The organism is Olsenella sp. AGMB03486 (assembly GCF_040884255.1).
In the GTDB taxonomy this organism is placed as follows: Bacteria; Actinomycetota; Coriobacteriia; order Coriobacteriales; family Atopobiaceae; genus Olsenella_L; species Olsenella_L kribbiana.
The window spans coordinates 72,296-95,372 of record NZ_JBEVTM010000005.1 but is presented as its reverse complement, the minus strand read 5'-3'; the positions used below and the strand labels follow the sequence as shown (position 1 = coordinate 95,372).

Below are 23,077 nucleotides of genomic sequence, written 5' to 3'. Positions count from 1 at the left end.
CTACGCTCTAAGGGAGAGAACAAGGGCGATAGGAGGCCTTCCATGCAGGAAATCAGGTGCCCGCACTGCGGCAAGGTGTTCACGGTCGATGAGGCAAGCTACGCCGATATCGTGAAGCAGGTACGCGACCGGGAGTTCGCAGCAGAGATACAGAAGCAGGAGCAGATGCTCAGGCGCGAGCGCGAGCAGGCGGTCCAGCATGCAGAAGACGAGCTCAAGGCAAAGCTTCTGAAGGAGACCTCCGCGCGTGACAGCCAGATTGCCCTTCTCAAGAATGAGCTCGAGGCGCAGAAGAAGGCTGCAGACCAGAGCCTCGCTGCCAAGGATGCAGAAGCCGAGCGCTCGCTTGCCGCCCAGAAGCGTGAGAGCGACCTTGCGCATGAGGCAGGCCTCGGCGAGCTCAAGGCAAAGATCTCAGAGCTCGAGAGCGCCCTTGCTGCTGCCAAGGATGCCCAGAGCCGCCAGGAGGCAGAGCAGAAGGCAGCGCTTGCCGAGGCGCTCTCCGGACGCGACCAGAAGATAGCGACGCTCGAGGCGGAGGCAAAGGCCAAAGAGCAGGCATACGAGGCCGAAGCCAAGGCAAAGGAGCAGGCCTATCAGGACCAGAAGGCGCTTGCGCTCTCTGACCGCGACCAGAAGATTGCAGCGCTCGAAGCTGCAGCAAAGGAGCGCGAAGAGGCCTTCGCAAGCCAGAAGGCGCTGGCCTTGACCGAGGCGACCTCGCCTCTCGAGCAGAAGATTGCCGGGCTCGAAGGGGAGGTCAAGCAGGCCAAGGCAGAACGCGAGCAGGCCGAAGCGACGCTCAGGCAGGAGATGGTGGAGAAGCTCCGCGACAAGGATGTCCTCATCCAGGACAAGCAGGATGAGATAGAGAGGCTCAGGAACCAGCGTGCCCGCCTCTCGACGAAGCTCATCGGCGAGACGCTCGAGCAGCACTGCGAGATGGAGTTCAACAAGTGGCGCATGATGGGCTTCCGGAACGCCGAGTTCCACAAGGACAACGACGTCGTGGGAGGCTCCAAGGGCGACTATGTCTTCCGCGAGAACGACCCCTCGGGCACAGAGATCGTCTCGATCATGTTCGAGATGAAGAACGAGGATGAGGCTTCTGCCAAGGCCAACCGCCACAAGAATGCGGACTTCTTCAAGAAGCTCGACCAGGACCGAAAGAACAAGCACTGTGAATATGCCGTGCTCGTCACGATGCTCGAGCCGGACAACGAGTTCTACAACCAGGGCATCGTCGATGTGAGCTACGAGTATCCGAAGATGTACGTGATCAGACCCCAGTTCTTCATCCCGATGATCACGCTGCTTCGGAATGCGGGGCTCAACGCGGTGGATGCCCGCCGCGAGCTTGCCGAGACCAGGCAGCAGAACATCGATATCACGAACTTCGAGGAGGCGCTCGGCGACTTCAAGCAGAAGTTCGGGAAGAACTATGCTGCTGCCTCGAACAAGTTCCAGAACGCTATCAAGGAGATCGACTCGACGATCGACCACCTGAACAAGGTGAAGGAGAACCTCCTCTCCTCCGAGCGCCAGCTCCGGCTTGCGAATGACAAGGCAGAAGGGCTCACGATCAGGAAGCTCACCTACAAGAACCCGACCATGAAGGAGAAGTTCGAAGAGGCGAGGGCGGCCAATGAGAAGGCCCGGAAGGAGAGCCTGTCGCTTGCTGAGGGGGATGTGCCCCTGGATCCGGACGAGGTCGAATAGGCACATCAGAGAGCCTTTCAGAGCTTTTGGCAACGAGAGACATAAGCGCAGCATGAGAAGAGCGGAGCACGTCTTGCGACGAGCTCCGCTCTGCTTGTGGCTATGGGTCTGTCTCTTGTAGCCTACGCGCCCCAGACACGCTCTGCGATGCGCTTGATGAGGGCGCACTTTGCCCACTGGTCGTCCTCGGTGAGGACGTTTCCTTCCTCGGTGGAGGAGAATCCGCACTGCGGAGAGAGGCGGAGCTGCTCCAAGGGCACGCACTTCTCTGCCTCGTGGATCCTCTCGATCACGGCATCCTCATCCTCAAGCTCCGGGAACTTCGACGTGACGAGGCCGAGGACGACGATCTTGTCCTTCGCATAGCGGAGCGGCTCGAAGTCGCCGGCACGGTCTGAGTCGTACTCGAGGAAGAAGCCATCATAGTTCGCCTCGAAGAGGGTCTTTGCGACTGGCTCATAGCCGCCGGAGCTGAACCAGGTGCTCCTGAAGTTGCCGCGGCAGATGTGCGTCGTGATGGTCATGTCCTCGGGCTTTGCCTCGAGGATGCGGTTGATCGTCGTGACGTAGTGCTTTGCTGCCTCGGCCAGATCGATGCCTTCCGCCTCGTAGGCAGCACGCTTCTTTGCATCGCAGAACTCGCCCCAGGCTGTGTCATCGAACTGGAGATAGCGACAGCCGAGGTCGTAGAAGGCCTTCACGGCGTCCTGGTAGGTGGTGACGATATCGTCGAAGAGGGCCTGCTCGTCCTTATAGCGGTCGATCGGCTCATACGTAGCCTTGCCACGGACACAGGGGATGAGGTGGAGCATCGACGGCGACGGTATCGTCATCTTCGTCGGGTAGTTGCCTGCAATCTCCCTGAGCTTTGCGTAGTGCTTCAAGAACGGGTGGTCGCCGAAGCCGATCTTGCCCGTGAAGCGGAGCTGGGCGCCCTTGGGCTTCGGGCCCTTGAACTCGACGGACCAGTTGGCAGTATCCACATGCTCGACGCCCTCGAGCTCCTCGAGGAAGTCGAGGTGCCACATGGCGCGGCGGAACTCGCCGTCGGTCACGGCCTTGAGGCCGACCTTCTTCTCGCTTTCCACAAGCTCCGTGATGCACTCATCTTCGACAGCGGTGAGCTCATCTCGGGAGATCTTGCCGGCGGCAAAGGCTGCACGGGCACGTTTGAGACGCTGGGGGCGCAGGAAGCTTCCTACGATATCGTAGGTATAGGGCGGCTGCTTGATGGTCATGCGCATCTCCTCCTGGATGGCGGGCACCCGTCTGCTGCCGTGCCCTGAACGGTTCTCTGGTGTACGGACAGAAATGGTGCCAGATAGGTGCTACATAGAAAATTATCTATTAGCGAGCGATATCCATAGCATGAGACTATGGATTGAGGCTTGGGAGCGAACCTATGCCAGCCTCAGTCGGCAAGGGCGGCACAGACGAAGCTGCCGACCCAGTGGTCGGCGAGATATCCCGAAAGCTCGACATCCTGGATACCCTGGACGAGCCAGCGCGAAGCCTCCTGGGAGAGGCGGTCACGCGCGGTGCCGGCAGGAAGCGCAGCTGCTGCATCCCTTGCGGCAAGGGCACGGGAGGTCGGAAGTGCCACGGTATGCACCTCGAGGTATCCGGTGCCGTCCCACTTGCCGGGAAGATCTGCCAGAAGAGGCGAAGAGAAGCTCTCGGAGAAGAGCGCTGGCATATAGTCCTTCATCCAGGAGAGATATGCCTCCCCAGACAGGACTCTTGCCATGAGGGCGGCTTCATTCAGGATTGCCGAGGTGAAGGTATTGGCCTCGGGCTCATAGGCAAGAGGTGCCTCCACGTCATTTCCAAAGAGACGGACGGCTGCCATGCAGACGGACTCCAGAAGCTCCTGGTCATCTGTCGCCTCTGCACAGTCTGCTGCCATGGCAAGCGACCAGGCAGTGTCCGAATGCATGCCGGTGCGGGCCGGAAGCGAGAGATGCGCTATCCAGCCTGCAACGCGCCTGTGCATCTCCTCGGTGAGCGGGGAGAGGGCTGCTTGCCAGGCCTTGGCCTCATCGGCGTAGGGGCTTTTCGCAGCATTCGCGAGCTTTCCCAGCTCCTGATCGAGGGCAAGCTCCCAGGTCCAGCCGTAGGGCTTCTCCTCCCACTGGGGCACCTTCTCCTTCCAGCTTCTGGCCTCCTGCTCCATAAGGTCAGGCGCGAACGTGCGGGAGAGCTGCGCTGCTGCAGCCTTCTCGAGCTCAGGTACGTCTGTCAGGACATTGTCCTTGAGCATGCGGACAAGCGTCCAGTGCGAGTGGACGCAGGAATGCCAGTCGAAGGAGCCATAGAATGCCGGGAAGCGCTTGCGGGGCAGCTCGAGGTCTTCGGCGCAGGTGAGCGTCTGGCGCTCTGAGCAGGGGTAGGGCCGCTCTATCTGGGAAAGCACGCATCTGCAGACGCCTCTGAGCGCCTCACGCCTTCCGGCTTCGGCATATGCATCTGCGGTGATATCAAAGCCCCTGTCGCCGATCATGGGTCATCCTTCCAAGAATGATAGGTCCTCTGCCTGCCTATCCATTGTGGAGGAAGCCGATGCTGGCATGGCCTGCCATCCCGCCAGCGGAAATGCAGAAGATACAGCGATAGCCGTACATATGCCAGGCAGGGCATCTTCTCGGTTTGCGCAGCAAAGGCGCTGGGACCTATCATGTCCCGGTACAGAAACGATTGGGTGCCAGAAGGCATCTTCGGAAGGACCTGAACTTCATGCAGACATTCGACGATCTCTATTACCGGGAGCCCTATGCAAAGGAGTTCGTGGCATCAGTCACATCGTGCGAGCCGCACGATGGGGGATATGCCATCGAGCTATCTCAAACGGCCTTCTATCCGACGGGTGGCGGCCAGCCGGGAGACCGCGGCACGCTCACGCTCGGCGAGGGCGAGGATGCGGTAGTCGCCCATGTCGCAGAAGCGGTGCCTGGCAAGGCAGAAGATGGCAGCGAAGAAGGTGTCGTGCATCTGAGCGATGTGGCGCTTCCTGTCGGCTCTGAGGTACACGGTGCGCTCGACTGGACCTGGCGCCGCGACAACATGGAGGCACATACCGGCGAGCATATCGTTTCGGGCATCGTGCATGCGCTCTTCGGCTACGACAACATCGGCTTCCATATGGGGGAGAAGAGCATCGAGGTCGACTTCGACGGCGTGCTCACAGCAGAGGATGCACTCGACGTGGAGCGCCGTGCCAATGCAGCCGTTCGCGCCGATGTGCCGGTGCGTGCCCTTCTGCCGACGCCGGATGAGCTCGAGGCAATGGACTACCGCAGCAAGAAGGACCACGAAGGCCAGATCCGCATCGTCGAGATCGAAGGCGTCGATACCTGCGCCTGCTGCGGCACGCATCTCTCGTCGTCGGGCCAGGTCGGCCTCATCAAGATCGTGCGCATGAGCACGAAAAAGAAGAAGACCCGCCTCGAGCTGCTCTGCGGCAGGCGTGCGCTCGAGCTCTGCGAGGAGCGCATGGAGGAGCTCAGGGATACGAGCAACTTCCTCTCCGTTGCAGACGAAGAGGTGCCTGAGGCCGTGAAGCGCCTGTCTGCCGAGAAGGATGAGTACAAGCACGAGCTCAAGCAGGCGAGGAAGGAGAAGCTTGCACAGGATGTGGCTGCGGCTGCACCGGAAGGAAGCTTCCTTCTCTGGTTCCAGATGGGGCTCGAGATCGACGAGCTCCGCTTTGTCTGCGAGACCGCGCTTGCACGCGAGGACGTCGAGAAAGTGGCAGCCCTCTCCGATGTGCCGGGAGATGCAGCGCGCATAGCCTATGTCCTGGCAGCGAAGGAAGAAGACCTGCGTCCTGCCTGCAAGGAGCTCAACAAGAAGCTTGATGGCCGTGGCGGCGGCAAGCCCCAGATGGTCCAGGGCAGCTGGGCTTCAACGAAGGATGCTGCAGAAGCATCTGTCCGCGAGCTTCTCGGATAAGTCCAGAAACATTGACCGTCCTGCTCTATTGTCCCCTCCGCTTCCAAAGAGCGGGAGGGACATTTTCGTTGGTAAGAATGTGACCTCCGTATGGAGAGGATCTCTCTGTTTGCGATATACCCCCAAGGGGCATATAGTAGGCAGCAGCAAGAACCCCTTGGGGGTATGACAGGAGGGACCGGCGATGGCAGAAGAGAAGACGGAAGCCACAGAGCAGGAGAGCTGCCCGGCATGCGGAAGCCAGAAGCATACGCCGCGCTCCGAGAAGCTCAAGCATGATGTGGACCGGCGCATCAACCGTGCCATCGGCCAGCTCAATGGCATCAAGAACATGGTCGATTCCGACCGCTACTGCGGCGATGTGCTGACACAGCTCGCCGCCGTCGAGAGCGCAGTCAAGGCAATCTCGCGCGAAGTGATGCGCGACCACCTCGAGACCTGCGTCGTGGAACAGGTGCAGGAAGGAAACGTCGAGGTCGTCGACGAGGTCATGGACCTCTTCAAGAAGTTCTACTAGGAGCCTTGCCTCCTGCAGGCCCTTCTGCAGGAGAGCTGAGGCATATCTGTCACTGCGATATACCCCATATGGGTATTGAAAGGAGGCCAGCATGGTTGATGCGAAGGAGACCTTCGATATCTCGGGCATGACATGCGCGGCGTGCGAAGCACGTGTGCAGCGTGCCGCATCAGGCGTCAAAGGCGTGAGCCAGGCCCAAGTCAACCTGCTGAAGAATTCGATGGAGCTCGTCTACGACGGAAAGCCGAAGACGCTCGATGCGGTTGTTGCCGCTATCGACAAGGCAGGCTACGGCGCTGCCCCGCGCTCCCGTGCAAGCACATCCGAGAAGGCAGCTGCCTTCGTCGATCCCAAGATTGCGGCAGACAAGGCGATTGCCGCGAAGCAGAAGCAGCTCATCTGGTCGCTTGTGTTCGGCGTGCCGCTCTTCTATATCGCAATGGGTCCCATGCTCGGCTGGCCTGAGGTTCCGGGCCTTGCTGGCATGGAAGGGATGATGGCAAGCGCGGTGACGCAGCTCCTTCTTGCGACGTTCGTGCTCTTTGTGAACAGAAGCTACTTCCAGATGGGCTTCAAGACGCTCTTCCATCTTTCGCCCAACATGGATTCGCTCATCGCCGTGGGCTCGGCTGCGTCCTATCTCTATTCGCTCGTCGGTGTCTACCAGATGGCAGAGGCTCTGGGCGTCATGGACATGGAGGCTGCCCACTATGCAATGATGCATAGCCTCTACTTCGACTCTGCCGGCACGATCCTGGTCCTCATCACGCTCGGCAAGTACTTCGAGGCGCGTGCCAAGGGCAAGACGACAAGCGCGCTTTCAGCACTTATGGACCTTGCTCCCAAGACCGCAACGGTTATCCGTGACGGGGAAGAGCAGAAGATCTCTTCTGACGATGTGCACGAAGGCGATATCCTCGTCGTCCGCACCGGCGAGTCTGTGCCGGTCGACGGCGTGCTCACCGAAGGCACGGCATCTGTCGATGAGTCTGCCATTACGGGCGAGCCCGTCCCTGCCGAGAAGGCAGCAGGGGACAAGGTGACGGGTGCCACGGTCGTCCAGGCTGGCTGGTTCCAGATGCGTGCGACCGCTGTCGGTGCCGATACGACCCTATCCCACATCATCAAGCTCGTCGATGAGGCCACGAACTCGAAGGCTCCGATCGAGCGCACGGCTGACCGCATCGCCGGCGTCTTCGTCCCCATCGTTATGGCCATTGCTGCGGCGACCTTCGTCCTCTGGCTCGCGTTCCTGGCACCCGGAGACTTCGCTGCTGCCTTCAACCACGCCGTCTCTGTCCTTGTCATCTCCTGCCCCTGCGCTTTGGGCCTTGCCACTCCTACCGCCATCATGGTCGGCACGGAGCGTGGCGCCAAGGTCGGCATCCTGATCAAGAGCGCAGAATCGCTCGAGTGCGCAGGAGACCTCGATACGGTCGTCCTCGACAAGACAGGCACGATCACGGAGGGCAAGCCCCGCGTGACATCGTTCGTGGCGGCAGCTTCTGCTGGAAAGGATGTCCTTTCCCTTGCGGCAGCGCTCGAGAGCAGAAGCGAGCACCCGCTTGCCCAGGCTGTCGTGAGCTACGCAGAGGACGAGAAGGCAGCAGCTGACGCAGACGTCTCAGACTTCACCCAGATTCCGGGTGGCGGCCTTGCCGGCACTGTCTCGGGCGTGAAGCTCCTGATCGGCAACGCCCGCCTCATGAAGGAGCGCGGTGTCGATGTCTCCGAGCTCGTGTCTGCAGCAGATGCAGCAGCAGCCAAGGCTGAGACCCCGCTCTTCATCGCTGCTGACGGCAAGCTTTCCGCTCTTGTCGCAATCGCCGACGTCGTGAAGCCGACATCTGCCTCTGCAATCGCCCGCCTCCACCAGATGGGCATACATGCCATCATGCTCACGGGCGACCAGCCGAAGACCGCCTCTGTCATCGCCTCTGAGGTCGGTGTCGACGAGGTCGTGGCAGGCGTCCTTCCCGACCAGAAGGAGAAGAAGGTCCACGACCTCGAGCGCCAGGGACACAAGGTCGCAATGGTCGGTGACGGCATCAACGATGCGCCGGCCCTTGCCCGCGCCGATGTGGGCATCGCGATCGGTGCCGGCACGGATGTGGCGATCGGCTCTGCCGATATCGTCCTCATGCACTCCGATCCGGCCGATATCGCAACGGCGATCGAGCTCTCCCGTGCGACGATGAGGGACATCCGCCAGAATCTGTTCTGGGCGCTCTTCTACAATGCGATCTGCATTCCGGTCGCAATCGGCGTGCTCACCCCGTGGGGCATCACGCTGAACCCGATGGTGGGCGCAGCGGCAATGGGCTTCTCGTCCGTGTTCGTCGTCTCGAACGCGCTCAGGCTCTTTGCCTGGAAGCCTTCCAAAGCCAAGGCAGATGCTTCGGCAAAGGAAACGAAAGTCAGCGTATCGGAGGGGACGGATGAGAATCCGTCCGGAGAGGAAGGAAAAGATATGGCAGCAAAGACGCTTTCTATCGATGGCATGATGTGCGAGCACTGCGTCCAGCACGTGACCGAGGCACTCGAGGGTGTCCGCGGCGTGAAGAACGTCCACGTCTCGCTCGAGAACAAGAACGCGACGCTCGACGCCGGGCTTCTCGTGTCCGACGACAAGCTCAAGAAGGCCGTCGCAGACGCCGGCTACACGGTGACCGCAATCAAGTAGCTCTTGCATACAAGGCAGAATGGCAGGACGGGCAGGCTCTTCGGGACCTGCCCGTCCTGCTGTTTCTGCACGCCAATGAGATGAGGCTTCAGTCTAGGCAGAGATGCGGAGCCTGGCGGAGAACTCGGAATCTGCGGGCACGAAGCCTACTGTGACGGTGCTCTGGGACTCTTCGCTCTGGCCAGCCTCAGGCTCATTGCGGCTCTGCGGCTCTTCCTGCTGCTCGCTTGTGGTCATGGCATTCCTCGTCTCGGCGCTCATCCCTGCACTTGCGGCAAAGGCGACCATGAGGGAAGCGGCCAAGGCGCAGCAGAGCAGCGCTGCCATGATCTTTCGTGTGATCAGCGCGAACTGCAGGCCCCACTGCACGAAGGAAGCATCGGGGCGCTGCTGGACGTATTGCCGCCAGATGTAGCGCATGAGGAAATAGAGACCGACTCCTGCCGCCACCGCTCCCACATAGGGAAGGACTGCAATGAGGAGCGCGGCCACGATGAGGATGGCCAATGTCGTGAAGCAGCTGTAGCCGCAGCCCCCGGTGCTCGACGATCGCTCTCTGTACCATGGATATGCATCTCCAAGACTGAAGGTACCAGGCATGTCCAGTGCAGGCTCTGCAGGTGACAGGATTCGGCTGCTGAAAAGCGTGCAGGCGTGGTGCCTGCCCGCTTGCTGGAAGCCATATCTTTCTGGCTTATGCTGCCTTCTTCTGGGGATGGGGAAGCTCTGCGGCAATCCAGGAGGCTGCAAGCACCACCGGCAATGTGATCGGCGGGAAGCACAGTGCCAGAACAGCAGTCGAGAGGATCGGCTTTCTTGTCCAGCCGCCGACCGCAGCTCCTGCAGCAACAGCAACCGGCAGGAGCGGGTCTGCACCCATGAGCGATGCCACGGCGTAGCCAAGCGCGACGCCGCAGAAGATCGTCGGGAAGAACTCGCCGCCTGTCCAGTCGAGCGCCACGCACATCTTTGTCATGCATATCTTCACGAAGGCAACGAGGATGAGAAGTGCTGGTGCCCAGCTCTGCCAGGTATCGATGAGGTCCACGATATCGTCCTGGCCGGAGAACGTGAGGTCGGGAAGAATGCAGGCAAGGCCGCCGAGCACAAGGCCGGCAAGGAGCGCCTTCTTCAAGGGGTCGGGGCCTATGGCAGAAGAGATGCTCGCGGCCACCTTCTGGGCGGCAAGTGCGAAGAGTGCAAACGCGTAGCCAAGCAGGAGCGCCACGATGCCTGCACCCCAGTCGGCCGTGGCGTAGTCGATGCCTTCGAAGCGCGGCATCTCGCCAGCAGAGCCGAGGACATGCGATACGCAAGCCCAGCCGAGCACGAAGAAGATGGCAGCAAGGATCCAGAGGAGGACCTTCCAGAGCTTTCTGAGCGGCAGCTCCTGAAGCGTCTCCTTTGCCTCCTTCGAGGCCTGTGCTTCGTCGTCTGTATCGAGGAGCGTCCTGATGGCGCGGCGGAAGGGATGGGTGTCGGCACTCAGGGCGCCAGTGCCACCGATTCTCGTCTTGTCGAGCACCGCCGTGAATCCTGCTGCGGCAAAGCCTGCGATGCCTGCCTCGGGGCCGATGGCGCCGCCGAAGACGATCGGTGCGAAGAAGAGGCCCAGGGTCTTTCCGAGGTGCGGGATATGGTAGCCGCCCTCCTTACGGCAGATGCCGAAGACCTGGTGCATCGTGTCGAGCTTGAAGCCGCAGCGCCTCGTCCAGAGGCCGATGATGAGGCCGCCTGCAAGGCAGAGCAGAAGCGGGGAGAGCTGGGAGAGGACAGGCGGCAGCTGCTCTGCCGCTGCGTCCCAGACGCTATCGCGCAGCTTGTCGACAGCCCAGAGCGCAGCGAAGGTGCCGATGCCGGCGACGAAGGCAGGGATGGTCGAAAGCAGGAGGAAGGCGAGGAAGGTCTCTGCCTTCTGCGTGGGGGTATGTGAGGGTGTTTCAGGCTGGGGCATCGATGAGCTCCTTCAAGGTTGCATGCACACAGGGCTGACTATACCCGCTCCTGCGTACAGGGCGCTTCGGGTTTCGCCGTGGGGATGGGCTTTGGGCGGCACCGTGCGTTCCTGGTGCGCTACCCTGTCAGAGGATGAAATGATTCGATGCCTTGTGCATCTTCGATAGGGAGGCAGAAGATGGCAGACCAGATGTCGCTCTTCGGCGGAAGCACGCCGGTGCCGGAAGGCGAAGGGACGAAAGAGACGCCCCGGGAGCATGCGGCACGCCTGAACGAGATCTTGAACCATGCGGCCTATGCCTACTATGCGCTCGATGCGCCGGAGATGACCGATGCCCAGTTCGACCGCTATCTCCGCGAGCTCCAGGGCATCGAGGCCGCGCACCCCGAGCTTGTGACGCCCGACTCCTACACGCAGCGCATCGGCGGCTTCGTGAGCGAGCAGTTCGCACCCGTCCGCCATGCCCAGCGCATGTACTCGATCGACGATGCAATGAACCTCGAGGAGCTCGACGAGTGGCTCGCACGCACGGACGAGGCGCTCGGCGCCTCGCCGGAGCATCCGCTTGCCTATACGTGCGAGCTCAAGATCGATGGCCTGGGCATTGCGCTTACCTACCGTGATGGCAGACTTGTGCGTGCTGCCACCCGCGGCGATGGCACGACAGGCGAGGATGTGACCCAGAACGCCCTCACGATCAAGGACATCCCGCGCACGCTTGCAAGGGCAGGCCTTGCAAAGATCGCCGACGGTGGCTTCGGTCGCTCGATCGAGGTCAGGGGCGAGGTCTACATGCCGCGCCACAGCTTCCAGCGCCTGAACGAGGAGAACGATGCGGCAGGACGTCCGCCCTTCGCGAACCCGAGGAATGCTGCCGCAGGGTCGCTGCGCCAGAAGGATCCGAAGGTCACAGGTGCCCGCGACCTCGAGACCTTCATCTACGCCGTCGCAGACGAAGGGCCACTAGCCGTGACGACGCAGCACGACTTCCTCGCCTGGCTCTCGTCCTGCGGCTTCAGCGTGAATCCGCATGCGAGGCGCGTCACAAGCTCGAAGGCCGTGCACGAGTACTGCGCCGATGCTCTGGCCCACAGAGACAGCCTCGACTACGATATCGACGGCGTCGTCGTAAAGGTCGACGAGTTCTCGGGACAGGAGACCTTGGGCTTCACGGCACGCGCTCCGCGCTGGTCGATTGCCTTCAAGTTTCCGCCTGAAGAGAAGAAGACCGTGCTCCGCGAGATCAGGGTGCAGGTAGGCCGCACGGGCGTGCTCACGCCGGTTGCCGAATTCGATCCGGTCGTCGTTGCTGGATCCACGATTGCCAGGGCAACCCTTCATAACATCGACGAGGTGCACCGCCGCGATGTGCGTGTCGGCGACACGATCGTCGTCCACAAAGCCGGCGATGTCATCCCCGAGGTCGTGGGACCGGTGCTTGACGGAGAGATGGCGCAAGAGCATGCAGCGCGGCCCGAGTGGGAGATGCCGAAGGTATGCCCGTCCTGCGGAAGCCCCGTTGTCCAGGAAGAGGGAGAGGTCGCCTACCGCTGCGTCTCCATCGACTGCCCGGCACAGGCTCTGGAGCGTCTCATCCACTGGGGCAGCCGTCCTGCGATGGATATCGACGGCCTCGGCGAGGAGATCGTGAAGCGCCTTCTCGATGAGGGAGCCGTGCGCGATGTGGCTGACTACTACGACCATCTCACAGAGGACATGCTTGCCGGCACCCAGACCGGACGCGTCTATGACACGACGACGAAGGATCATATCGAGGGCGACGCGATCGTCGTCGGCCCCACGATTGCAAAGAAGATCATGGAGCAGATCGAGGTCTCCAAGAAGCAGGGGCTCTCGCGCGTCCTCTTCGGCCTTGGCATCCGCCATGTCGGCACGAATGTGGCACAGCTTCTGGCCAAGCGCTTCGGCTCGCTCGAGGCTCTCATGCTCGCCGATGAGGAGACGATCGCCTCGATCGAGGGCATCGGTCCCAAGATTGCCCATGCTGTGCATGAGTTCTTCGAGATCAAGGAGAACGTGGCTGTGCTCGAGCGCCTGCGTGCGGCAGGCGTGATGCTCGAGCAGCCCGGCTTCGGTAAGGAGCCGGAAATGCCGCAGACGCTTTCCGGCCTCACGTTCGTGCTCACGGGCACGCTCGAGCACTATACAAGAGATGAGGCAGGCGCGAAGCTCAAGGCCATGGGCGCCAAGGTCTCGGGCAGCGTCTCGAAGCGGACGAGCTACGTCGTCGCGGGAGCATCGGCAGGCTCGAAGCTCACGAAGGCGCAGAGCCTGGGCGTGCCTGTGCTCGACGAGGCAGCGCTCGAAGAGATCATAGCGACCGGCAAGGTGCCAGAGGCGTAAGAGCCAGGGACGGATGCAGCTTCAGGTATCCGTCCTTTTCCTATGCCGGCTTTATCAAAAGCGCCGTAAAACCCCTGGCTTCAGCTATGGGGATATGAGGCGCAGCGGCAGCATGAAGGCACGCGGACAGCAGGGCGTGGCATAATCCATCCAGAGGGCACGGAGACGCCGCAGGCCAATATTTGCAGGCGGCATGGGCAGGGATTCCGGGAGAGGGCAGGAGGTGGCCTGGAGTGGAGCGCTCCTATGAGATACGCATCTATCCGAACGCGCGGCAGCGAGAGCTCATTGGGCGAACCTTCGGCTGCTGCAGATATGTCTACAACAGGGTCCTTGCCATGCGCCAGGAAGAATATGGGCGGAACGGAAAGTCCCGGGGCATCGGCTCGTACATGACGCAGCTGCCGGTTTGGAAGAAGACAGACGCGCCCTTCCTTGCGGAGGTGGACTCCATGGCGCTGCAGCAGTCCCTGCGCGACCTGGACAGGGCATACCAGAACTTCTTCCGCAATCCAGGCAGGACGGGGTTCCCGAAGTTCAGGTCCAAGCATGCAGGCCGCAGGTCGTACCGCACAAACATGGCATGCGTCCCAGACCCACGCCATGTGAAGCTCCCCAAGCTCGGCCTCGTGAAGGCGCGGGTGAGCAGGAGGATCGAGGGCCGCGTGCTCTCGGCAACGGTGAAGCAGGTGCCCTCTGGCAGATACTTCGTGTGCCTGTGCTGCACGGACTGCCCGGAACCCGAGGCAGCGCCGGGCGCCATCGCGGTGCTCGGCATCGACGCCGGCGTGCACGACCTCATGGCCCGGAGCGATGGCGTGAAGGTCGCAAACCCCAAGGCGCTTGCCAAAGGCGAGAGGAAGCTCGCCCGGGAGCAGAGGCGCCTGTCCCGCAAGCGGAAAGGCTCCGCCAGCAGACGGAAGCAGAAGAGGAAGGTGGCCCGCATCCATGAGCGGATAGCAAACCAGAGGAAGGACGCCATCCACAAGGCCACGACCGAGGCGGTGCGCGAGAGCCAAGCCATCGCCGTCGAGGACCTGAACGTCAGAGGGATGGAGAAGAGCCGCCGTCTGGCAAAATCCGTCGCGGATGCCTCCATGTCCGAGATGGCCCGCCAGCTGGAGTACAAGTGCGCCTGGCACGGGCGGCATTTCGTGAAGGTGAGCCGCTGGTATCCATCCTCGAAGATGTGCTCGTGCTGCGGGCATGTCCTAGAGGAGCTGCCGCTCTCCGTCCGTGCGTGGACGTGCCCCGTCTGCGGGGCGAGCCACGACCGCGACCTCAACGCGGCGGTCAACATCGCGCGGGAAGGAGCGCGGCTTCTAAACAAAGCAGACGGTACCGCAGGGCTTGCGGGAACCGGGGACGCGAAAGCGTCCCGAACGCTCGTGGAGCAGGCGTAAGACCAGCTTCCGCCGCAAGGCGGAGGAAGGCTATCTGCGTCGAAGCGAGAATCCCCCAGCTTCAGCCATGGGGAGTGTCAAGGGTGCTGAAAACATGTCGGGCGTGTGTTTGGCTATGTTTCGGGCATGATTCGTTCGAATGACAACTCCGAGAAGCCTTTCTGTCTTCCCGGGGGTGCTCACTGGGTGGAAACAATCCTTGCGTAGACTCACATCGAAGCTGAGAGGGAAGACACGCAAGGGAGAAACCTTATGAGTTCAGACAACCAGCTGCATGCCGACCAGCATGCGCAGGCCTGCGCTTCTTCAGAGAACGAGGGACTCTACCGTCCCGAGTTCGAGCATGATGCCTGCGGCATCGGCGCGCTTGCCCATCTGAAGGGCCAGCGTTCCCACCAGATGATCGACGACGCCCTGAGCGTCCTTGTGAACCTCGAGCACCGTGGCGGCAAGGGCCTCGAGCACAATACCGGCGACGGCGCCGGCATCCTGTTCCAGGTGCCGCACCGCTTCTTCCGCCGCGAGGCACAGCGCTATGGCTACCTTCTGCCGGATGAGGGCGACTACGGTGTCGCTATGCTCTTCTTCCCGCAGGATGAAGAGGGCCTCGCTGTCGCAAAGCGCGTATTCGAGGATGGCTGCGCCGAGCAGGGCATTCCTCTGCTCTTCTGGCGCTCGGTTCCGACGGATGCCCACGACCTCGGCGAGACCGCCAGGGCATGCATGCCGACAATCGTCCAGGCATTCCTGGGCCGTCCCGAGAACGTGGAGCGTGGCCAGGCGTTCGAGCGTGCGCTCTATGTCTGCCGCCGCGTCATCGAGAAGAAGGCCGACGCTGAGAGCGCGCTTTCGGGCAAGATCTTCTATGTCTGCTCGATGAGCAGCCGCACGATCGTCTACAAGGGCATGCTTGTCGCGACGCAGATGCGCCGCTTCTATCCTGATCTGGCCGATGCTTCGACCGAGTCCTCGATCGCGCTTGTGCACTCCCGCTACTCCACGAACACGACGCCGAGCTGGGAGCGTGCACACCCGAACCGCTACATCATCCACAACGGCGAGATCAACACGCTCAAGGGCAACGTGAACTGGATTCGTGCCCGTGAGCCGGGCCTGTACTCTCCTGTCATGGGTGCAGACTTGAAAAAGGTCATCCCCATCATCAACCGTGAGGGCTCAGACTCTGCCATCCTCGACAACGTGCTCGAGTTCCTGACCATGAACGGCCGCTCGCTTCCGCGTGCGGTCTCGATGCTCCTGCCTGAGCCGTGGGACAAGAACCCGAGCCTCTCGGAAAAGCGCCGCGCCTATGACTCCTACCAGTCCATGCTCATGGAGTCCTGGGATGGCCCTGCTGCCATCGCCTTCACGGACGGCATCGTCACGGGCGCTGCCCTTGACAGAAACGGCCTTCGTCCTGCCCGCTACTATGTGACACGTGATGACCGCCTGATCCTCACCTCCGAGGTCGGTGCCCTTCGCTGCGACCCTGAAGAGGTGCTCCAGACCGGCTCTCTCGGCCCGGGCCAGATGCTTCTTGTCGATCCTGCAAAGGGCCGCGTGCTCTGGGACGACGAAATCAAGGAGGCCTTCGCAAACCAGAAGCCATACCGTGACTGGGCTGCCGCAGAGACGATCGACGTCGAGGACCTGAAGCCTGCAGACTCCGATCCCTTCGAGCAGCATGATGCAAAGGTGCCGCTCGTGACGAGGCTTGCCCGCCACGGCTACCACTTCGACGATGTGGAAGAGGCAATACTTCCTATGGCACAGAAGGGCGCAGCCCCTCTGGCTTCCATGGGTGCAGACATTCCTCTGGCAGTGCTTTCCCGCCACCCGCGCTCGTTCTTCGACTACTTCAACCAGCTCTTCGCCCAGGTCACGAACCCGCCTATCGATGCGCTTCGTGAGAGCTTCGTGACGTCGACCCTGCTCTATCTCGGCAACCATGGCAACATGCTCGAGGACATGCGCGACAACTGCCGCCTCGTGCGTCTCCAGGGCCCGATCCTTACGAAGGACGAGTTCGACCGCATCTGCGCTATCGACCATGAGGGATTCGAGGCACGCCGCTTCTTCGCCACCTACAAGCGTGACGGCGGAGATGACGCACTGGAGAAGGCGCTTGACGAGCTCGGCGACGAGATCGTCGCAGCCGTGCGCGAGGGCGTGAACATCATCGTCCTCTCCGACCGTGCAGCAGACGGCGAAGTCTCCATCCCGTCGCTTCTTGCTGTCGGCTCTGTCCACAACCGCCTGCTTGCTGCTGGCATCCGTACCCGTGCCGACCTCGTCGTCGAGTGCGGCGATGCAATCACGCCGCATGACTTCGCGACGCTTGTCGGCTACTCTGCCTCCGGCATCTATCCGTACATGGCCCATGACTGCATCCGTGCACTCTCCGAGAAGGGCGAGCTTGCCCTTTCCGCCGAAGAGGGCATCGCGAACTACAACAAGGCAATCACGAAGGGCATCGTCTCCGTCATGTCCAAGATGGGCATCTCGACGATGCAGGGCTACCACTCTGCCCAGATCTTCGAGATCGTCGGCTTCTCGAAGGAGTTCGTGGACAAGAACTTCAAGAACACGGTCTCCCGTGTCGGCGGCCTGGGCGTGGCCGATGTCGAGCGCGAGTGCAACGAGCGCTACGACGAGGCAGAGGCTCTGAAGAAGAGCCCGGCTCCCGACCAGCTTGCAAGCTCCGGCCTCACGAAGTGGAGGCCTCTCGGCGGCGAGGACCACATGATCACGCCGCAGGTCATCTACCTTCTCCAGCGTGCTGTGCGCGAGGGCGACTACGATCTCTTCAAGCAGTACTCGAAGGCGCTCCATCCGAAGAACCGCTCGATCGTCCTTCGCGACCTCCTCGAGTTCGTGCCGCTCGCCTCGGGTCCTGTGCCTCTCGACGAGGTCGAGCCTGCCTCTGAGATTGTGAAGCACTTCACGACGGGCGCCATGTCCTACGGTGCCATCTCCGAAGAGGCACATGAGTGCATGGCCATCGCAATGAACCGCATCGGCGCGAAGTCGAACACCGGCGAGGGCGGCGAGAACCCGTCCCGCGAGACGACGCTTCCGAACGGCGATTCGAAGCTCTCTGCAATCAAGCAGGTGGCATCGGCGCGCTTCGGCGTCACGAGCCGCTACCTCATGAGCGCAAAGGAGATCCAGATCAAGCTTGCTCAGGGCGCAAAGCCGGGCGAGGGCGGACACCTGCCGGGCCGCAAGGTCTGGCCGTGGGTCGCTGAGGTTCGCCGCTCGACGCCGGGCGTCGGCCTGATCTCGCCTCCGCCTCATCACGACATCTACTCGATCGAGGACCTGGCAGAGCTCATCTTCGACCTCAAGAATGCCAACCCGGGCGCCCGCATCTCCGTGAAGCTCGTCTCCGAGGCAGGCGTCGGCACGATTGCCACAGGCGTAGCCAAGGGTGGCGCGAACAAGATCACGATCTCCGGCGCCAATGGCGGTACCGGTGCAGCCCCGCGCGACTCCATCTACCATGCAGGACTGCCCCTCGAGCTTGGCCTCGCCGAAACGCAGCAGACGCTCCTCAGGAACGGCCTCCGCTCCCGTGTCGTGCTCGAGGCTGACGGCAAGCTCATGGACGGCCGCGATGTGGCCGTAGCATGTCTGCTCGGTGCCGAGGAGTTCGGCTTCGCGACGGCGGTCTGCCTTTCCATGGGCTGCCTCATGCAGCGCGACTGCCAGCAGGACACCTGCCCGATCGGCCTTGCCACCCAGAACTGCCGCCTGCGCAAGTGCTTCGTCGGCAAGCCTGAGCACGTCGTGAACTTCATGATGTTCGTGGCAGAGGAGCTCAGAGAGTACATGGCCCAGCTCGGCTTCCGCACGGTCGACGAGATGGTCGGACATCCCGAGTGCCTGCGCCAGGTCAAGGTGGAGAACAACTGGAAGGCCAACACGCTCGACCTCTCGCCGATTCTGGCCCAGGTCACGAACGAGTTCGGCAAGGATATCCCGGGCGCCGAGGCAAAGCACTATCTGCCGAGCATGGCTATGGACTCAGGGCTCTCCCAGACGCTCGACTCCACGCTCTTCATCCCGTACACGAAGACGGCCAGGGAATCGCTTCGTCCTATCCGCTTCCATGCGGACATCTCGAACGTGAACCGCTGCGTCGGTACGATGCTCGGCTCTGCCGTGACGGCAAAGCATCCCGAGGGCCTGCCTGAGGGCTCGATCACGATCGACTGCGAGGGCTCGGGTGGTCAGTCCTTCGGCGCCTTCCTGCCGGCGGGCATCACGCTCAACATCTCGGGCGATGCGAATGACTACTTCGGCAAGGGCCTCTCCGGCGGCATCCTGACGGTGGCTCCTCCTGCATCGGCGACGTTCAAGTTCAACGAGAATGTCGCAATCGGCAACGTTGCCTTCTACGGCGCCACGTCGGGCAAGGGCTTCATCAACGGTCTTGCCGGCCAGCGCTTCGGCGTCCGCAACTCCGGCGCCACGATCGTGTGCGAGGGCGTGGGCAACCACGGCTGCGAGTACATGACAGGCGGCGTGGCACTCATCCTCGGCGAGGTCGGACAGAACTTCGCAGCCGGCATGTCCGGCGGCATCGCCTACGTGTTCGACGAGCACCGCACGCTCAAGGACCGCACAAACATGGACATGGTCAGCCTGAAGCCGGTCGACGAGGACGACATCACGCTCATCCACAGCCTCATCGAGGAGCATGTCCGCCGCACGAAGAGCCCGCTCGGCATCAAGATGCTCTACCGCTTCGACGATATCGTGCCTGAATTCGTGAAGGTCATCCCGCACGAGTACGAGCGTGCCCTCACCCTCACACGCGAGGCGGAGAAGCAGGGCAAGAGCCACGAGGATGCAGTCGAGTATGCATTCGAGACCATGAGGAAGGAGATGTAGGCCATGGGAAAGCCAGGAGCATATCTTTCGATCGATCGCCAGGAACATGGCATGCGTCCTGCCAAGGATGCGCTCAAGGACTTCGGCGAGCTTGCCCAGCCTCTCTCCGAAGAGCTGCAGGAGCTGCAGGCCAGCCGCTGCATGTACTGCGGTGTCGCGTTCTGCCAGACCGGCATCTCGTTCGGTCCGGCCCGCACGTCCGGCTGCCCGCTCCACAACCTGATTCCTGAGTGGAACGATCTTCTCTACCGCGGCCTCTGGGACGATGCGGCTGCACGCATGAGCCTCACGAACCCGTTCCCCGAGTTCACGGGCAGGGTCTGCCCGGCACTCTGCGAGGTGGCCTGCAACCTGGGCCTCCACCAGGAGCCGATGACGATCAGGGACGACGAGCGTGCCATCTCCGATCACGCCTGGGAGTCCGGCTACATGAAGCCGCTTGCGAAGCACGCAGACGACGCAAAGAGCGTCGCCGTCGTGGGCTCTGGCCCCTCCGGCCTGGCAGCTGCCTGGGAGCTTGCCCGCCGCGGCTTTGCCGTGACGGTTGTCGAGAAGTCTGACCGTGCAGGCGGCCTTCTCATGTATGGCATCCCGAACATGAAGCTCCCGAAGGAGGTCGTCGAGCGCCGTGTCAAGCTCATGGAGGACTCCGGCATCGTGTTCGAGACCTCCCGTGATGTGACCGATCCGGCCGTTGCCGAGTGGCTCAAGAATAGCTTCGACGCTATCGTCGTCGCTGCAGGCGCTGGCGCTGCCCGCACGCTCAGGGTGCCGGGTGCAGACGGGGAGGGCGTCGTCCTCGCCGTCGACTATCTGACCTCCTCGACGAAGTCGGTCCTTTCCGGCAAGGCTCCTGCCATCTCTGCCAAGGGCAAGGACGTCGTTGTCATCGGCGGCGGCGATACGGGCACGGACTGCGTCGCAACGGCGCTTCGCCAGGGTGCCAAGAGCGTCCACCAGCTCGAGTTCCTGCCTGCTCCTCCGGATGCAAGGAAGCCCGGCAACGCCTGGCCTGAGTGGCCGAATGTGAAGAAGACCGACTATGGCCAGCTCGAGGCTGAGGCAGTCCAGGGAGCCGACCCGCGCTCCTGGGCATCTGACACCATGGAGGTCCTCCGTGGCGAGGATGGCTCGCTTCAGGGCCTCAAGGTCGCAGACCTCGACTGGAGCGCCGACAAGCCGCAGCGTATCGAGGGCTCCGAGCATGAGCTGCCGGCCCAGCTTGTCCTCATCGCAATGGGCTTCTCTGGCCCCACGGCCGAGGTCCTCTCTGCACTCGGTGTGAGCTCGCACGAGTTCCGCGGCGGCGTCCGTCCGACGCTTGCGGCGGAAGACTCCCATCGCGCGGAGGCAGAAGGGGAGACCCCGGTCTTTGTGGCAGGCGACACGAGGAATGGCTCCTCGCTCGTCGTCACGGCCATCGCTGATGGCCTGGCCTGCGCCAAGGAAGCAGCGGAAGCACTCTGATCTACGTCCAGGCGCAGCCTCAAGCGCTGCGCCTGGTTTCTTTGCAGCACGTCCGAGTCTTGAAAGGGGCGGCCATGGCGGAAAGAGATCTCACACAGCAAAGCGGGGATGCGCCTCAGGCACCCCAGTGGGTCGATGGCACCTCCGAAGATGACGGGGAAAGCGATATTCCCCTGGTATGGATGGAGAACGGCGACGAGCATCCTTTCGTTCCCGCAATGGGAGACAACGAGCCTTGGCTTGATGTCATGAACACGATGCTGGAGGACGAGCGGAAGCGCGAGCCGAAAGAGAAGCCCAAGCACGAGGAGGATCCCGAAGAGGCGGAGCGCCGCCGCATGAAGGACGACCTCCTGAAATGGGTGTAGAAGATCTGAAGTTGCGAGCGGCCCGGGGTCTTGAGGCTCCGGGCCGCTCGTCTTGTCTCAGGCATGTCTTTTGTGTCTAGCGGATGATATCAGGGGCGCCTTCTCCTTCGGACATGAAGTCGCCGTTGTAGTTCCTGTTGCCAGTCAGAGGGAAGAGGTCCTTGCCGGCAAGGAAGGCCTCTGCAGCCTCTGGCCAGCTCTTCTCGGCCGCCTCGAAGACATCGAGGAAGCTCTCGGTGGATTCTTTCCCGGTAGCAGGATCCTTCCAGACATGGTGCTCCGTATTGGCAGAAGCGCAGGACGTATCGTGGTGTGCCGGATGCACAAGGGAGGCGAGCATCGAATATTCGCGGGCAAGTTCCTCAACATTCGTGAGCGTGATTTCGGAGAGCCTGCCTTTCGGCTCGAGTGCATGGTAGAGGCGCGCATAGTCGCGCACGGCATGGCCATACTGCTTGCCGTCGAGCGGAAGGCCATATACCTCGTGCGCTGTCTGGGAGAAGAGGGCAGAGCCTATGCGCGAGATCTGGGGCGTCGTCTCGAGGGCACGCTGCGCTGCCTCGCCGGTCTCTGCTCCTTCTTCTTTCCTTGCCCACAGGAGCCAAGAGTCGATATCGGCCTCTATCACGGCATGGACCTCGCTATGCGCGGAGACAAGGTCTGGATCCTGGGCACCGAGCGCCTCCTGCTCTGCATAGACGAAGGGGTGCGCGTGGGAGTCGAGCCAGTAGTGGGCAAAGAGGCCGACCGTGAAGGCACGGCCGATGCCCTGGTCCTCCTTGGGCAGGGCCAGGACAGCAGCACGCAGGGATTCGAGCGCTGCTGCCACCTTCTCGGCGTGCATCTGGTTTGCCAGCACGTGGCAGGTGTGGTTGTGGGTGACCGGTCCTGTCCAGCGGCAGAAGAAGGGATCGGGCCCCTGGGAGCCGAGGATATAGGCACGCTGCTCTTCGCCGCTCGAGAAGAGCTCGTGCGGCAGATAGGGGAGCGTCTCCTTAGCAAAGAGGCTGTGGGTGATGAGTGCAGGCATGAAGAACCTCGCTTTCAGCTTATCTGATGGAAACGTGCAGCAAAGGCCATATGGCACCTTTCAGCTGGCAAAGCGGCTAGAATAGGCACTTTGCTGCTGCGGGAGGCGCCTCGAGAACAGGTGCCAGAAATTCGAGGCCACGCGTGAACATAGCCGAGATCGTCCTTCTGGGTGCTGCTCTGTCGGCAGATGCCTTTGCTGTCACTGTCTCTGATGCTTGTACCTATACCCATGAACGGCGGCGCCGACTGTTCCTGATGCCGGTCTTCTTCGGATTTTTCCAGGCGCTCATGCCCTGCCTCGGCTATGTGCTGAGCGGCCTTGCGGCAGATCTCATCGAGAGATATGCAGGCATCGTTACCCTCGTGATCTTGGGCATCATCGGCGCCAGCATGCTGATTGAAGGCATCAAGTCGCTCAAGAAGGAGAAGCCGGAAGACTGCGAATGCTGCGGCGACACAAGCCGGCACCTTACGGTCTGGACCTTGATCCTTCAGGCCATCGCCACCGCTATCGATGCCTTCGCGGTCGGTGTGAGCCTTCGTGCCGAGGGCGTGCCTATCCTGGCCTCCTCAGCCATCATCGGCTGCACCACCTTCGCGTTCTGCATCGTGGCGCTCTTCATCGGACGCCGCCTCGGCACGCTTCTGGGGGACAGGGCCGAAGTCGCAGGCGGCTGTGTCCTCATCCTTATCGGCCTCAAGGCCTGCTTCCTGTAGCTCTGT

The 23,077-nt window shown here is 62.0% G+C and carries 15 protein-coding genes; 10 read left to right on the top strand and 5 right to left on the bottom strand.

Annotation, left to right across the window (positions count from 1 at the left end; translation table 11 throughout):
- The first annotated feature begins 42 nt into the window (after nt 1–42).
- The gene (locus ABVS03_RS03925; RefSeq protein WP_368018120.1) at nt 43–1,719 is read left to right on the top strand and encodes a DUF2130 domain-containing protein; all 1,677 of its coding nucleotides are present in this window, start codon (nt 43–45) and stop codon (nt 1,717–1,719) included.
- Nucleotides 1,720–1,841: 122 nt separating this feature from the next.
- Here ABVS03_RS03925 and ABVS03_RS03920 read toward each other — a convergent pair whose 3' ends face one another.
- Nucleotides 1,842–2,957 (bottom strand): 5-methyltetrahydropteroyltriglutamate--homocysteine S-methyltransferase, encoded by a 1,116-nt coding sequence (locus ABVS03_RS03920; protein WP_368018119.1) that lies wholly within the window; start codon nt 2,955–2,957, stop codon nt 1,842–1,844.
- A gap of 173 nt (nt 2,958–3,130) precedes the next feature.
- Nucleotides 3,131–4,219: a DUF2891 family protein gene (locus ABVS03_RS03915; RefSeq protein WP_368018118.1), complete on the bottom strand. Its 1,089-nt coding sequence runs from the start codon at nt 4,217–4,219 to the stop codon at nt 3,131–3,133.
- A gap of 233 nt (nt 4,220–4,452) precedes the next feature.
- Between ABVS03_RS03915 and ABVS03_RS03910 the strand changes: the two genes are divergently transcribed.
- From ABVS03_RS03910 to ABVS03_RS03900, 3 genes are all read left to right on the top strand, one after another.
- Complete coding sequence (locus ABVS03_RS03910) at nt 4,453–5,667, top strand: alanyl-tRNA editing protein (protein ID WP_368018117.1); 1,215 nt, start codon at nt 4,453–4,455, stop codon at nt 5,665–5,667.
- Between the two features lie 184 nt (nt 5,668–5,851).
- Nucleotides 5,852–6,184 (top strand): metal-sensing transcriptional repressor, encoded by a 333-nt coding sequence (locus ABVS03_RS03905; RefSeq protein WP_368018116.1) that lies wholly within the window; start codon nt 5,852–5,854, stop codon nt 6,182–6,184.
- Nucleotides 6,185–6,275: 91 nt separating this feature from the next.
- Nucleotides 6,276–8,867 (top strand): heavy metal translocating P-type ATPase, encoded by a 2,592-nt coding sequence (locus ABVS03_RS03900; protein WP_368018115.1) that lies wholly within the window; start codon nt 6,276–6,278, stop codon nt 8,865–8,867.
- A 93-nt stretch (nt 8,868–8,960) separates the two neighbouring features.
- Here the strand turns inward: ABVS03_RS03900 and ABVS03_RS03895 are convergent, their stop codons facing one another.
- Complete coding sequence (locus tag ABVS03_RS03895; RefSeq protein ID WP_368018114.1) at nt 8,961–9,374, bottom strand: hypothetical protein; 414 nt, start codon at nt 9,372–9,374, stop codon at nt 8,961–8,963.
- A 187-nt stretch (nt 9,375–9,561) separates the two neighbouring features.
- Nucleotides 9,562–10,821, bottom strand: a complete 1,260-nt coding sequence (locus tag ABVS03_RS03890) for a chloride channel protein (RefSeq protein ID WP_368018113.1) — start codon at nt 10,819–10,821, stop codon at nt 9,562–9,564.
- Between the two features lie 180 nt (nt 10,822–11,001).
- Here ABVS03_RS03890 and ligA point away from each other — a divergent pair, with 180 nt between their 5' ends.
- The 5 genes from ligA (at nt 11,002) to ABVS03_RS03865 (ending at nt 21,322) form a co-directional block, all read left to right on the top strand.
- The gene (ligA, locus tag ABVS03_RS03885) at nt 11,002–13,188 is read left to right on the top strand and encodes an NAD-dependent DNA ligase LigA (protein ID WP_368018112.1); all 2,187 of its coding nucleotides are present in this window, start codon (nt 11,002–11,004) and stop codon (nt 13,186–13,188) included.
- Nucleotides 13,189–13,421: 233 nt separating this feature from the next.
- Nucleotides 13,422–14,591, top strand: coding sequence for an IS200/IS605 family element RNA-guided endonuclease TnpB (tnpB, locus tag ABVS03_RS03880; RefSeq protein WP_368018111.1), 1,170 nt, complete (start codon nt 13,422–13,424; stop codon nt 14,589–14,591).
- A gap of 252 nt (nt 14,592–14,843) precedes the next feature.
- Entirely contained in the window at nt 14,844–19,487 is a 4,644-nt protein-coding gene (gene gltB / locus ABVS03_RS03875; protein ID WP_368018110.1) for a glutamate synthase large subunit, read from the top strand.
- A gap of 3 nt (nt 19,488–19,490) precedes the next feature.
- Nucleotides 19,491–20,954 carry a glutamate synthase subunit beta gene (locus ABVS03_RS03870; RefSeq protein ID WP_368018109.1) on the top strand — a complete coding sequence of 488 codons (1,464 nt, stop codon included), beginning with the start codon at nt 19,491–19,493 and terminating at the stop codon, nt 20,952–20,954.
- A 74-nt stretch (nt 20,955–21,028) separates the two neighbouring features.
- Nucleotides 21,029–21,322 (top strand): hypothetical protein, encoded by a 294-nt coding sequence (locus tag ABVS03_RS03865; protein ID WP_368018108.1) that lies wholly within the window; start codon nt 21,029–21,031, stop codon nt 21,320–21,322.
- Nucleotides 21,323–21,398: 76 nt separating this feature from the next.
- Here ABVS03_RS03865 and ABVS03_RS03860 read toward each other — a convergent pair whose 3' ends face one another.
- On the bottom strand, nt 21,399–22,352 hold the full coding sequence (locus ABVS03_RS03860; protein ID WP_368018107.1) for a hypothetical protein: 954 nt from the start codon (nt 22,350–22,352) through the stop codon (nt 21,399–21,401).
- 143 nt (nt 22,353–22,495) lie between these two features.
- Between ABVS03_RS03860 and ABVS03_RS03855 the strand changes: the two genes are divergently transcribed.
- On the top strand, nt 22,496–23,071 hold the full coding sequence (locus ABVS03_RS03855) for a manganese efflux pump MntP family protein (RefSeq protein ID WP_368018106.1): 576 nt from the start codon (nt 22,496–22,498) through the stop codon (nt 23,069–23,071).
- The last annotated feature ends 6 nt before the right edge of the window (nt 23,072–23,077 follow it).